The sequence below is a fragment of the Pseudomonas sp. A214 genome, from assembly GCF_900156295.1.
In the GTDB taxonomy this organism is placed as follows: Bacteria; Pseudomonadota; Gammaproteobacteria; order Pseudomonadales; family Pseudomonadaceae; genus Aquipseudomonas; species Aquipseudomonas rhizophila.
The window spans coordinates 5044435-5057380 of record NZ_LT707062.1; the positions used below are offsets into that span (position 1 = coordinate 5044435).

At 60.7% G+C, this 12946-nt stretch carries 9 protein-coding genes; 5 read left to right on the forward strand and 4 right to left on the reverse strand.

Annotated features, from left to right (window positions below; genetic code table 11):
- Positions 1-33: 33 nt before the first annotated feature.
- Positions 34-2697 carry a DNA gyrase subunit A gene (gyrA, locus tag BW979_RS22460; protein ID WP_047226307.1) on the reverse strand — a complete coding sequence of 888 codons (2664 nt, stop codon included), beginning with the start codon at positions 2695-2697 and terminating at the stop codon, positions 34-36.
- Positions 2698-3144: 447 nt separating this feature from the next.
- Entirely contained in the window at positions 3145-4221 is a 1077-nt protein-coding gene (gene mtnA / locus BW979_RS22465; protein WP_076385788.1) for an S-methyl-5-thioribose-1-phosphate isomerase, read from the reverse strand.
- A 106-nt stretch (positions 4222-4327) separates the two neighbouring features.
- On the opposite strand from mtnA, the gene BW979_RS22470 reads away from it, so the two are divergent.
- The 5 genes from BW979_RS22470 to BW979_RS22490 all read left to right on the forward strand — a co-directional run bounded on the left by BW979_RS22470 (position 4328) and on the right by BW979_RS22490 (position 9335).
- On the forward strand, positions 4328-5659 hold the full coding sequence (locus tag BW979_RS22470) for a TRZ/ATZ family hydrolase (RefSeq protein ID WP_047226305.1): 1332 nt from the start codon (positions 4328-4330) through the stop codon (positions 5657-5659).
- 61 nt (positions 5660-5720) lie between these two features.
- Complete coding sequence (ubiG, locus tag BW979_RS22475) at positions 5721-6419, forward strand: bifunctional 2-polyprenyl-6-hydroxyphenol methylase/3-demethylubiquinol 3-O-methyltransferase UbiG (protein ID WP_047226304.1); 699 nt, start codon at positions 5721-5723, stop codon at positions 6417-6419.
- Between the two features lie 4 nt (positions 6420-6423).
- Positions 6424-7095, forward strand: a complete 672-nt coding sequence (mupP, locus tag BW979_RS22480; protein WP_047226303.1) for an N-acetylmuramic acid 6-phosphate phosphatase MupP — start codon at positions 6424-6426, stop codon at positions 7093-7095.
- Between the two features lie 210 nt (positions 7096-7305).
- Positions 7306-8046 carry a YciK family oxidoreductase gene (locus tag BW979_RS22485; protein WP_047226302.1) on the forward strand — a complete coding sequence of 247 codons (741 nt, stop codon included), beginning with the start codon at positions 7306-7308 and terminating at the stop codon, positions 8044-8046.
- Between the two features lie 362 nt (positions 8047-8408).
- The gene (locus BW979_RS22490) at positions 8409-9335 is read left to right on the forward strand and encodes a GGDEF domain-containing protein (protein ID WP_047226301.1); all 927 of its coding nucleotides are present in this window, start codon (positions 8409-8411) and stop codon (positions 9333-9335) included.
- 147 nt (positions 9336-9482) lie between these two features.
- On the opposite strand, the gene BW979_RS22495 is transcribed toward BW979_RS22490, so the two are convergent.
- Both BW979_RS22495 and BW979_RS22500 read right to left on the reverse strand, forming a co-directional pair.
- Entirely contained in the window at positions 9483-10253 is a 771-nt protein-coding gene (locus tag BW979_RS22495; RefSeq protein ID WP_370695177.1) for a TenA family transcriptional regulator, read from the reverse strand.
- A 79-nt stretch (positions 10254-10332) separates the two neighbouring features.
- Complete coding sequence (locus BW979_RS22500; protein ID WP_047226416.1) at positions 10333-12792, reverse strand: EAL domain-containing protein; 2460 nt, start codon at positions 12790-12792, stop codon at positions 10333-10335.
- Between the last annotated feature and the right edge of the window lie 154 nt (positions 12793-12946).

The following is a 12946-nucleotide window of genomic DNA, read 5'->3' on the forward strand; positions in this document are numbered from 1 at the left end:
GGGCGAATCTTCATCCGCCCCCTGCATGTCCGCTTAGTCCTGCGGTTCTTCTTCGTCTGCAGCAGCGTCGAGCGGTTGGTCGCCGGTCATGTCGTCAACGTCGGTAGCAAGAGTGCCGTCGAACGCCACGCCCTCCTCGCCTTCCAGCTCCTCGCCTTCGACTTCCGATGGCTCCTGCACGCGCTCAAGCCCGACCAGCGTTTCGTCGCTGGCCAGCTTGATCAGCGTCACACCCTGGGTGTTACGACCCAGGCTCGACACTTCGGCCACCCGCGTGCGCACCAAGGTGCCCTGGTCGGAGATCAACATGATCTCCTCGCCATCGAGCACCTGGACAGCGCCGACCAGACGACCGTTACGGTCGTTGCTGACCATGGCGATCACGCCCTGGCCGCCACGCTTGTACTCAGGGAATTCGCTGATGGCCGTGCGCTTGCCATAACCACGCGCCGAAGCGGTGAGGATCTGGCTGCCTTCTTCGGGGATCAGCATGGAAATCAGCTTCTGGCCTTCCGGCAGGCGCATGCCGCGTACACCGCGGGCGGTACGGCCCATGGCGCGAACGTCGGATTCCTTGAAACGAGTAACCTTGCCGCCGTCGGAGAACAGCATGACCTCACGCTCACCGTCGGTGATGGCAGCGGAAATCAGCACGTCACCTTCGTCCAGCTCCAGGGCGATCAGGCCGACACTGCGCTGACGACTGAAGGATTCCAGCGGAGTCTTCTTCACGGTGCCCTTGGCGGTGGCCATGAAGATGTAGTGGCCTTCGGTGTATTCCTCCACTGGCAGCATGGTAGTGATGTACTCATCGCTATCGAGCGGCAGCAGGTTGACCAGCGGACGACCACGGGCGGCACGAGACGCTTCGGGGATTTCGTAGGTCTTGAGCCAGTACACCTTGCCCTTGCTGGAGAACAGCAACAGCGTGGTGTGGCTGTTGGCAACCAGCAGGTGAGCGATGTAGTCCTCGTCCTTGACGCCTGTGGCCGACTTGCCTTTGCCGCCGCGACGCTGGGCCTGGTAGGCGGCCAACGGCTGGGTCTTGGCGTAGCCGCCGTGGGAAATGGTCACCACGCGCTCTTCTTCCGGGATCATGTCACCCAGGGTCAGGTCCAGGCGCGCATCGAGAATCTCGGTGCGGCGCACGTCGCCGTATTCGGCGCGGATCACTTCCAATTCTTCGCGGATCACTTCCATCAGGCGCGTGGCGCTGTTGAGGATGCGGATCAGCTCGCCGATCTGGTTGAGGATTTCCTGGTATTCAGCCAGCAGCTTCTCGTGTTCCAAGCCGGTCAGGCGGTGCAGACGCAGTTCCAGGATGGCTTGCGCCTGTTCCGGGGACAGGAAGTACTTGCCGTCGCGCAGGCCGTATTGCGGGTCGAGATTTTCCGGACGGCACGAGTCGGCGCCGGCACGCTCGACCATCGCCACTACCGCGGTGGATTCCCAAGGCGTGCTGATCAGCGCTTCCTTGGCTTCCGACGGCGTTGGCGAGGCCTTGATCAGGGCGATGACCGGGTCGATGTTCGACAGGGCAACGGCCTGGCCTTCGAGGATATGACCACGCTCACGGGCCTTGCGCAGCTCGAACACGGTGCGGCGAGTGACCACTTCGCGACGGTGACGCACGAAGGCTTCCAGCAGATCCTTGAGGTTCAGGATCCGCGGACGGCCGTCGATCAGCGCCACGATGTTGATGCCGAACACCGCTTGCAGCTGGGTCTGGGCATAGAGGTTGTTGAGGATCACCTCGGGCACTTCGCCGCGACGCAGTTCGATCACGACGCGCATGCCGTCCTTGTCGGACTCGTCCCGCAGCTCGGTGATGCCTTCAAGCTTCTTCTCTTTCACCAGCTCGGCGATCTTCTCGATCAGACGGGCCTTGTTCAGCTGGTATGGGAGTTCGGTGATGACGATCTGCTGGCGACCACCGACCTTGTCGATGTCTTCGATGGTCGAGCGGGCGCGCATGTAAATGCGGCCGCGACCGGTGCGGTAGGCTTCGATGATGCCGGCGCGACCGTTGATGATCGCAGCAGTCGGGAAGTCAGGACCGGGGATGTACTGCATCAGCTCATCGACCGTCAGCTCGGGATTGTCGATGAGGGCCAGGCAACCGTCGATGACTTCACCTAGGTTGTGCGGCGGGATGTTGGTCGCCATGCCCACGGCGATACCGCTGGAGCCGTTGACCAGCAGGTTCGGGATACGGGTCGGCATGACCGCCGGGATCATTTCGGTGCCGTCGTAGTTCGGCACCCAGTCCACGGTTTCCTTATGCAGGTCGGCCAGCAGTTCGTGGGCCAGCTTGGTCATGCGCACTTCGGTGTATCGCATGGCCGCGGCGTTGTCGCCGTCCACGGAACCGAAGTTGCCCTGGCCGTCTACCAGCAAGTAGCGCAGGGAGAATGGCTGGGCCATCCGGACGATGGTGTCGTACACGGCGGTGTCACCGTGGGGGTGATACTTACCGATCACGTCACCGACGACACGGGCTGATTTCTTGTACGGCTTGTTGAAGTCGTTGCCCAGCTCGCTCATCGCGAACAGCACGCGCCGGTGCACGGGCTTCAAGCCATCGCGCGCATCCGGCAGCGCCCGCCCGACGATTACGCTCATTGCGTAGTCGAGGTAGGACTGTTTCAGCTCGTCTTCGATATTGACCGGGAGGATTTCTTTGGCCAGTTCGCCCATGAGAAGCCTGATTCCTTTTTCTGGTGAAACCTCGTCACATCCAGATGGGACGAACGAAGCTCGCCGCTGCAGAACAAGTGCCATGCAGCGACTTACGACAAATCAACGAGTTATGCCATGGATCTGCGCAGTAAAGGCCACCTCATGAGGCAGCCCTGGAAACCGCCGGATGTTATCACAAGAGCCGCCACGCACCTATCCCCCTGATGCGCATGGAGCATAGTTAGTTGACCGGTGACAGGCTGATATGGGACGAGAGGGGCTTAGAGGCTTGCCGAAAGCAGATTTGAGGTTCAATTCAGGCTCATTTGCTGACTTTCAGGGCCTCATCGCGAGCGGGCTCGCTCCCACGGGGGATCTGTGTATGCCGAAGATTCCGGCCACAACACCGATCCAATGTGGGAGCGAGCCCGCTCGCGATAGCGGCAGACCCGCCACTCAAAGCCTTCAGTGCAACCGCTTGCGACACATCAACTGCGCCATCTTCGCCGTATCCGGGCGCTCGACGATGCCTTTCTCGGTGACAATGGCGTCGATCAGGTCCGCCGGGGTGACGTCGAACACCGGGTTGAAGGCATCCACCTCCGCCCCGACCCGCTTGCCGCCAACCTCCAGCAGTTCGCGCCCGTCGCGCTCTTCAATCGGAATGTCTTCGCCGCTGGCCAGGTTCATGTCGATGGTCGAACTCGGCGCCACCACCATGAAGCGCACGCCATGGTGCATGGCGCAGACCGCCAGTTGATAGGTGCCGATCTTGTTCGCCACGTCGCCATTGGCCGTGATGCGGTCGGCGCCGACGATGACCCAGGTCACGCCCTTGGTCTTCATGATGTGGGCGGCGGCGGAATCGGCATTGAGGGTCACCGGGATGCCTTCATTGGCCAACTCCCACGCGGTGAGGCGCGAGCCTTGCAGCCACGGACGGGTTTCGTCGGCGTAGACGCGCTCGACCATGCCTTCGATGAACGCGCCCCGGATCACGCCCAGGGCCGTGCCAAAACCGCCGGTGGCCAGGGCGCCGGTATTGCAATGGGTCAGGATGGCCTGGGCGTTGCCCTGATGCTTGCGGATCAGGTCGACACCCAACTGAGCCATGGTCAGGTTGGCTTCGCGGTCGCTTTCATGGATTGCGATGGCTTCGGCCTCAAGGGCCGCCAGCGGTTCGGCATGCTCTTTCAAGCGCCCCAGCCGGTCGCGCATCCGGTCAAGCGCCCAAAACAGGTTCACCGCCGTCGGCCGCGAGTCGGCCAGCAGGGCAAAATCAGCTTCCAGCGCCGTCTGCCAGTCCCCGCCCTCGGCCACCCGCGCCCGCGCTGCCAACACCACGCCATAGGCCGCACTGATGCCGATGGCCGGCGCGCCCCGCACCACCATCGAGCGAATGGCCTCGGCCACGCCGGCCGCCGAGGTATAGGCGATCCAGGTTTCCTCGAACGGCAAAATACGCTGATCCAACAGATAGAGGGCGCCATCACGCCAATCGATGGCCTTCACCTTCTCCGCAGCCAACAGTCGATCGCGCATCCCACACCCCGCACTCATGAACAAAAGCCGCCGATTATAGCGATCCCTCCGCGAAGACGCTCGGGTATACTTCGCCATCCTTTATACGCCATGGAACCGTTCCACGATGCCCAAGCCTGCCGTTGCGCTCGACTTATTACTGCTGCCGACCTGGTTGGTGCCTGTCGAACCCGCCGGTGTCGTGCTCAAGGATCATGGCCTGGGCATCCGCGACGGCTGCATCGTGTTCATCGGTCCAAGGGCAGAAGCCCTGAAGTGTGACTCAGCCCAGGTCCGCGAACTGCCGGGCATGCTCCTGAGCCCCGGATTGATCAACGCCCACGGCCATGCGGCGATGACCCTGTTCCGCGGGCTGGCCGACGACCTGCCCTTGATGACCTGGCTTGAACAACACATCTGGCCGGCCGAGGGTAAATGGGTCGACGAAGATTTTGTTCGCGACGGCACTGACCTGGCGATCGCCGAGCAGCTCAAGGGCGGCATCACGTGTTTCTCGGACATGTATTTCTACCCCAAGGTTGCCAGCGAGCGTGTGCATAACAGCGGTATCCGCGCACAAATCGCCATTCCGATCCTCGATTTTCCGATCCCCGGTGCCGCCAGCGCCGACGATGCCATTCGTCAGGGCATCGAATTGTTTGGCGACCTCAAGCATCATCCACGGATCAAAGTGGCATTCGGCCCCCATGCGCCCTACACCGTCGGCGACGAGAACCTGGAAAAAATCCGGGTAATCGCCGAAGAACTGGACGCGGCCATTCATATGCATGTTCACGAAACCGCCTTCGAAGTACAGCAGGCTGTGGATAACACCGGTGAGCGACCCATGGCCCGGCTTGGGCGACTGGGCCTGCTGGGGCCACGCTTTCAGGCGGTGCACATGACTCAGGTCAGCGATGAAGACCAGGCGTTGCTGGTAGAAAGCAACTGTAGCGTGATCCATTGCCCGGAATCGAATATGAAGCTGGCCAGCGGTTTCTGCCCGGTGGAGCGCTTGTGGCAGGCCGGGGTCAATGTCGCGGTCGGCACTGACGGGGCGGCGAGCAACAACGATCTGGACCTGCTGGGCGAGACGCGTACCGCCGCGTTGCTGGCCAAGGCCGTCGCCGGTTCGGCCACGGCCCTGGACGCCCACCGGGCGTTGCGCATGGCCACGCTCAATGGCGCCCGGGCACTGGGCATCGAAGCGACGGTCGGCTCGCTGGAAGTCGGCAAGGCCGCCGACCTGGTGGCCTTTGACTTGTCGGGACTGGCCCAGCAGCCGGTCTATGACCCGGTGTCGCAACTGATCTACGCCACCGGTCGCGACTGCGTGAAACATCTGTGGGTGGCCGGCAAGCCCTTGCTTGAGGACGGCCGCCTGACCCGCCTGGACGAATCGCAGCTCAGTGCCACGGCACAGGCATGGGGTCGTCGCATCAGCGGCCACAACGAATAACCAGGTCCCTTGAGCCACGGCTCGGGCCCTACGATTTTTCAAGTTTTTCGAGGATCTGCACATGAGCAACGTCGACCACGCTGAAATCGCCAAATTCGAAGCCCTGGCCCATCGCTGGTGGGACCGTGAAAGCGAATTCAAACCGCTGCACGATATCAACCCGCTGCGGGTCAACTGGATTGACGAGCGAGTCAGCCTGGCTGGCAAGAAGGTGCTCGATGTCGGCTGCGGCGGCGGCATCCTCAGCGAAGCCATGGCCCAGCGCGGAGCGACGGTGATGGGCATCGACATGGGCGAAGCACCGCTGGCGGTTGCGCAACTGCATCAACTGGAATCCGGCGTCAGCGTGGAATACCGGCAGACCACCGCCGAAGCCCTGGCCGAGGAAATGCCCGAGCAGTTCGATGTGGTCACTTGCCTGGAAATGCTTGAACACGTACCGGATCCATCATCGGTCATCCGCGCGTGCTTTCGCATGGTCAAGCCCGGTGGCCAGGTGTTCTTCTCCACCATCAACCGCAATCCGAAGGCCTACCTGTTCGCCATCATCGGCGCCGAATACATCATGAAGCTGTTGCCACGTGGCACTCACGACTTCAAGAAATTCATCCGGCCTTCGGAGCTGGGGGCCTGGAGCCGCATGGCCGGGCTGACCGTCAAGGACATCATCGGCCTGACGTACAACCCGCTGACCAAGCACTACAAGCTGGCCGCCGACGTTGATGTCAACTACATGATCCAGACCTTGCGCGAGGAGTAAGTCGATGCGTCTCAAAGCGGTTCTCTTCGACATGGACGGCACGCTGCTCGACACCGCGCCGGACTTCATCGCCATCTGCCAGGCCATGCGTGCCGACCGTGGCCTGCCACCGATGAACACGCAGCATATTCGCGACGAAATTTCCGGCGGCGCCCGGGCGATGGTCGCGGTGACCTTCTCCATGGACCCGGAGTCGCCGGGTTTCGAGGAACTGCGCCAGGAATTCCTCGACCGCTACCTCAAGGGCTGCGCGGTGCACAGCCACCTGTTTGACGGCATGGCCCAGGTGCTGGCCGACATTGAGGCCGCCAACCTGATCTGGGGGGTGGTCACCAACAAACCGGTGCGCTTTGCCGAGCCGATCATGCAGCAGCTAGGCCTGGCCGAACGCTCGAAAGTGCTGATCTGCCCCGACCATGTAAAGAACAGCAAGCCGGACCCCGAACCGCTGACCCTGGCGTGCAAGATGCTCGACCTGGATCCGGCCAGCGTATTGTTCGTAGGCGACGACCTGCGGGACATCGAGTCTGGCCGCAGCGCCGGCACCAGGACCTGCGCGGTGACCTACGGCTACATTCACCCGGACGACAACCCGAACCATTGGGGCGCGGATGTGGTGATCGATCACCCCTCGGCGCTGCGTGAAGTGCTGGATAACGCGTTGTGCAGTTGCTGAGCTGACCGTACTCACTGTTGTCGATGCTTTTGTGGCGAGGGGATTTATCCCCGCTGAGGCGCGAAGCGCCTCTCCTACAGCATCAGGCCAAGCTGCAAAAACTTGGGGCTGCTTCGCAGCCCAGCGGGGATAAATCCCCTCGCCACAGATCAATCCCTTCGCCACACGTGCGCATCACCACGCATTTGTTCTGTTTCGTGAGGTTTTTTTATGTTTGAGTATTCCGCCCGCCCCGACCTGCTCAATGGCCGGGTCATCCTGGTCACCGGCGCTGGTCGCGGCATCGGCGCCGCAGCCGCCAAGGCCTATGCCGCCCACGGCGCTACGGTATTGCTGCTGGGCAAGACCGAAGCCAACCTGACCCAGGTCTACGATGAAATCGAAGCGGCCGGGCATCCACAGCCGGTGGTAATCCCGTTCAACCTCGAAACCGCCCTGCCCCATCAGTACGATGAACTGGCGGCGATGATTGAAACCGAATTCGGCCATCTGGACGGCCTGCTGCACAACGCCTCGATCATCGGCCCGCGTACGCCGCTGGAGCAGTTGTCCGGCGAGAACTTCATGCGGGTGATGCAGGTGAACGTCAACGCCATGTTCATGCTCACCAGCACCTTGCTGCCGCTGCTCAAGCTGTCCAAGGACGCGTCCGTGGTGTTCACCTCCAGCAGCGTCGGGCGTAAGGGACGGGCTTACTGGGGGGCTTATGGCGTCTCCAAGTTTGCCACCGAGGGGCTGATGCAAACCCTGGCCGACGAAGTCGAGACCGTCGCACCCATGCGCGCCAACAGCATCAACCCCGGCGCCACCCGCACCAGCATGCGCGCCCAGGCCTATCCGGGGGAAAACCCGCTCAACAACCCTACGCCTGAAGAAATCATGCCGGTCTACCTGTACCTCATGGGGCCGGATAGCACAGGCGTCAACGGTCAGGCGTTCAACGCCCAATAATTGTTCACCTTCGCGTCGCGTCGGTTTACCGTCGCGACGTCCCTGCGCCCGATACGTAGCCAGGCGAACCGCCAAGTCCATGTCGCCCCATGCCGACGACGCGCTCGCCGTTTGCAGTCAATACATTGATTTACAATCGGTTTTTATTCTACTGAACCGAATGGCACGACTTTCGCTCTAAAGATCCTCAAACACGCCATGTTCGGCGGGTAATGGATGTTGAGATGAGACTTATGCCTGCCAGGTAAAGCGGACTAAACTCAAATCAGATGTCCTACGGGACTGAAGGACCAGTACGACGCGCCGCCCAAAGCCGCCTCACCCAACCTGTCAGGACAGATTTGCTTAGGGGCTCACGCCATATGAAAACGCCAACCCAGATCAACGCGATTGATTTCGACAGCGCCAAACTGCAGCGCCTGGGCTTTGGCCAGCCGTCACCGCTGGTGGCACGCTCTGTCAATCTTTCGCAGTTGCGTCAGCAGCTGAGCCAGCAATTGCAGACCAGCCTGGAGCCGCAACGGATCCTGGGGCTGTTTTTTCGTGAGGTTCAGCGGCTGGTGCCGCTGGACGCGCTGATCTACCGCCACAGCCCCAGCGATCTGCGCCTGGAGCTGGGGCAACGCGGGCATCACACCCTCACCTACAACCTCAGCCATGAAAGCGAGTACTTGGGCGAGCTGGTGTTTCGCCGCAATCAACGCTTCACCGAGACCGAACAAGCCGACCTTGAGTCTGTGTTGTCGACGCTGCTGTTTCCGTTGCGCAATGCTCTGCTCTACCGCGCCGCGACCCAAAGCGCCCTGCGTGACCCACTGACCGGCACCGGCAACCGCATCGCCATGGACCAGACGCTGATCCGTGAAATTGATATGGCCAAGCGTCATTTGCAACCGCTGTCACTGTTGATGCTGGACATCGATCATTTCAAGCGCGTCAACGACAGTCATGGGCACGGTATCGGCGATGAGGTGTTGAAGGGCGTAGCCGAGGCCATCAAGAATCAGCTGCGCAATGTGGACATGGTGTTCAGGTTCGGCGGCGAAGAATTCCTGATTCTGCTCTCGAACACCAGCCGGGACGCCGCGGCCTTGGTCGGAGAACGACTGCGTCATGCCGCCCAGGCGCAGGATTATTTTGCCGCAGGTACGCGGATCGAACTGACGGTGAGCCTGGGTTGCGCGACGTTGCTGCCGGGTGAGTCAGTCGAAAGCCTGCTGCGCAGGGCCGACAACGCGTTGTACGTGGCCAAGCGCGAGGGCCGCAACCGGCTGGCGATGGCGGGTTGAAAACCAGCAATGACAGATTCTGTGAACACCGTCGAAAAATGTGGGAGCGAGCCTGCTCGCGATGGCGATCAGGCAATCAACCTCCCCGTTGACTGTCCTGACCCCTTCGCGAGCACGCTCGCTCCCACCTGGGTTGGCTATCGGGTATCAGCTCCCGGCCAACGCCAGGCGCTCACGGGTCGATGAGGTTTTCCCCACCGATTCCGATTGCTCCAGTTGCATGCAGCGCTCCAGGAAGAGGTACATGTAGTCGTAGCTCTTGCAGACAGCCTGGCGCAGTTCGATCTGCAAGGCCTTGCTCGGGTTCATGCCCGCCAGGGTGCAGATGATTTCCAGGGCTTCCCAGGGATGGGCATCATCGTACTGGGCGTGCATCTTCAGCCACTTCATGGCTCGCTTGCGGTCTTCCTCGGCGAAAGCCGCCGCGTAGATACCACTGGAACACACCAGTGCCGACCACTCCCCGGTTGCCCCCTCGATGGCATAGTTGGTCGCGGCGATGGCCACGATCAGCGAGTCAGAAGAACTCGTATGCCAGCACCAGTGGCTCAGCGCATGGAGTTCGGGTGGCACTTGCTGCGCTTGCAGATCTTCCAGGGTCACGCCATGGGCGGCGCTCCAGTTGACCCAGTAATCGGCATGGTTGAGTTCGACACGAATGTTGCGCATCAGCCAGCGACGCGCCATGTCCTCGCCGGGATGGCGGGCAAAGCGCGTCTTGGTGAGGTTCTGTGCCATGTATAAGGCGAACTGTTCAACGACCGGCCAACCACCAATAAGGTAGTGGCGCATGGTCTTGGCACTGAGCTTGTTATCGCGCATGCGTTGATACAGCTCGTGTTCGACAACCCGGCGCTTGCTCTCGCTGCAATCGGTAATGAGCTGTTGTGCCCATTTCGGATAGCTTGTGGCGTCCATGAGCGGGCCTGTTCGGTTGAATGTGTCGATCACTGTCGGGCTCCTTTTGATTGTGATTTTTTCCGGATCAACAAGAGGTTCAGCGGAACGTGCCGGGGGCCTTGAATAACAGCGGCTGCGGCCGGGCCGGCCTGCATTGCAACGTATCACAGGTAAACAACTGCGGGCGTTCAATCACATACCCTTGAGCGTAGTCCACCCCAATCTCCAGCAACGCCTGCTCGATCTGGGTAGTTTCAACAAACTCGGCAATCGTGCGCTTACCCATGACGTGGCCGATGTGATTGATCACCTCGACCATTGCACGGTTAATCGGGTCGTCCAGCATATCCTTTACGAAACTCCCGTCGATCTTCAGGAAGTCTACAGGTAAATGTTTCAGGTAAGCGAATGAAGACATTCCGGCACAAAAGTCATCGAGCGAAAAGTAACAACCCAAGCTCTTGAGTTCATTGATAAAGCGGATGGCGCTGCCCAAATTCGAAATAGCACTGGTCTCGGTTATTTCAAAACAAATCATTTCTGGTGGAATCGAGTAGGCCGCGAACTGTTTACGCAGGAAATCAAGGAATGCCTGATCTCCGATAGTTGTGCCTGACAGATTAATCGCACACATGGCCATCGGTCCCTGTCGCGAATCGTTCAGGCACTGGCGGATGATCTTGAAGACGTTTTCCACCACCCAGCGATCCAGGGAAGTCATCAAGCCATAGCGTTCTGCCGCGGGAATGAAACTGTCCGGCAGAATCATCCTTCCGGCTTCATCATGCAGGCGCAACAGGATCTCGATATGCCCACCGCCATGGTCGCCCGGACCCAGCGCGGCGATTTCCTGGGCATAAAGACAGAAGCGATTCTCCTCCAGGGCCATGTGCAAGCGCTGGACCCAAGCCATCTCGCCAAAGCGCAGGGACAGCTCCGAGTCGTCGGCGTGATAGACCTGGACGCGGTTGCGGCCCTTTTCCTTGGCCATGTAACAGGCCATATCGGCGGCACGCAGGGACGCCTCCAGCGTCGTCGGGCTTTGAGCGATATGCACCAGACCGATGCTCACGGTGGTCACGAATGGCCGGCCCTTCCAGACAAAATGCAGGTTCTGTACGGTCTGGCGCAGCCCTTCGGCGATCTTTTCCGCGGCCTCCGGCGAGCAGTTCTCCAGCAAGATACCGAACTCATCGCCCCCCAGTCGGGCCAGGGTGTCGTTTTCCCGCAGCCCCGATTGCAACAGTGCGCATATATGCCGCAACAGTTCGTCACCCGCCGCATGGCCACAGGTGTCATTGACCAGCTTGAATTGGTCCAGGTCGAGGAACATCAATGCATGGCGCCCCACCTGGCGCGTCAGATTGTGCAGGGCTTGTTCAAGGCGATATTCAAATTCCCGGCGATTGGCCAGGCCGGTCAGCGCATCATGGGTGGCTTGCCACGACAGGTTGGCGATGTATTGGCGTTCCTGGGTCATGTCGTGCAACACCAGCACCGCTCCGCTGACCTTGCCGGCATGGCGGATCGGCGCGCCTACGAGCGTGACGGACACAGTGCTGCCATCCAGGCGCTGGATCAGTTTGGAATGCTCGCTGCCGCCACCGAGCCGGCCGCTGAGAATATGTTCGATCAGGGTCAGGCCTTCACTCTGGGCGTTGTCATCGAGCAAATTGAACAGGGCGGCCAGAGGCAGTCCCGTGGCGTGCTCGGCCTTCCAGTGAGTCATCGCTTCGGCGGCGGGATTCATGTAGGCAATTGCCCCTTCCACATCGGTGGTGATCACGCCATCGCCAATGGACTGCAAGGTGATCTGCGCCCGCTCCTTTTCCAGTTGCAGGGCATTGGCGAAGACCTGCCGCTGGGCCAGCAGTTTATGCGTGCGCAACAGCGCCAGCACGATCAACCCCAGTGCGGTGGCGAAGTTGGTCACCAGCAACAGGCGCAGGATGAAGCGCGACCCCTCCCCCAGCGCATCGCTGAAAGCTTTGGCTGCCGGGGTGACGGAATCGTTGATGGCAAAGATTTTCGCCTTCCAGCCGCGAATATCTGCCTCAGAAGCCTGACCTGCGGTAATCCGGCTGTGCATCTGGCGGGCGACGTCATCCAGTTCAATCAGGTAGCCGTCGCCCACCGTCCAGAGATCGATAGCCTCTTCCAGGTAACTGAAGTGTCGAAAATTCAGGTAGAGCCAGATCAGACTGGACACGTCGTCCGGGTGGTTGCCGCCCTTGAGGATTCCCGCCCGTGCAGCCTCCAGATCCGGCGGCTGACGGTCCAAGGCCACCCGCAGCTCATGCCCGCCCTCAGGTACGGCGATGGCCCGCTGGTACTTTTGAAAGATTGTTTCGTCGCGACTGTCGGCATAAAGATTGAGGTAGTAAATGGCGTCTTTCTGACCCTTGGACCAAAGGCTTTCTCCCGCCACGTAGCCGCGCACCGCAGACAACACGTAAAGACTGACACCCCCCAACAATGCCTGAAACAGGACGACGGCGATAAAAGGCCAGACGATGCCCAACAACCGGGGGGTTCCGAGAGTCCGCGCTTGAGTCATGAGATCCCTTGCATAGGCGTAGGCGATCAGCATTCAGACCGCTCATTCCCGCAAGACTAGGAGGCGTAGCAGCTCCCCGCAAGAGGCCGGACACTATTTGACACCCCATGCCCCTGGATGCCTGAGACAACAGCGGTGATAAAGCCCTGGTAAT

Excerpts from the sequence above, each read along its gene's own strand:
- BW979_RS22500 (WP_047226416.1), bottom strand. The coding sequence starts at position 12,792 with ATGACTCAAGCGCGGACTCTCGGAACCCCCCGGTTGTTGGGCATCGTC.
- mtnA (WP_076385788.1), bottom strand. The coding sequence starts at position 4,221 with ATGCGCGATCGACTGTTGGCTGCGGAGAAGGTGAAGGCCATCGATTGG.
- BW979_RS22485 (WP_047226302.1), top strand. The coding sequence starts at position 7,306 with ATGTTTGAGTATTCCGCCCGCCCCGACCTGCTCAATGGCCGGGTCATC.
- BW979_RS22470 (WP_047226305.1), top strand. The coding sequence starts at position 4,328 with ATGCCCAAGCCTGCCGTTGCGCTCGACTTATTACTGCTGCCGACCTGG.
- gyrA (WP_047226307.1), bottom strand. The coding sequence starts at position 2,697 with ATGGGCGAACTGGCCAAAGAAATCCTCCCGGTCAATATCGAAGACGAG.
- ubiG (WP_047226304.1), top strand. The coding sequence starts at position 5,721 with ATGAGCAACGTCGACCACGCTGAAATCGCCAAATTCGAAGCCCTGGCC.
- BW979_RS22490 (WP_047226301.1), top strand. The coding sequence starts at position 8,409 with ATGAAAACGCCAACCCAGATCAACGCGATTGATTTCGACAGCGCCAAA.
- mupP (WP_047226303.1), top strand. The coding sequence starts at position 6,424 with ATGCGTCTCAAAGCGGTTCTCTTCGACATGGACGGCACGCTGCTCGAC.
- BW979_RS22495 (WP_370695177.1), bottom strand. The coding sequence starts at position 10,253 with ATGGACGCCACAAGCTATCCGAAATGGGCACAACAGCTCATTACCGAT.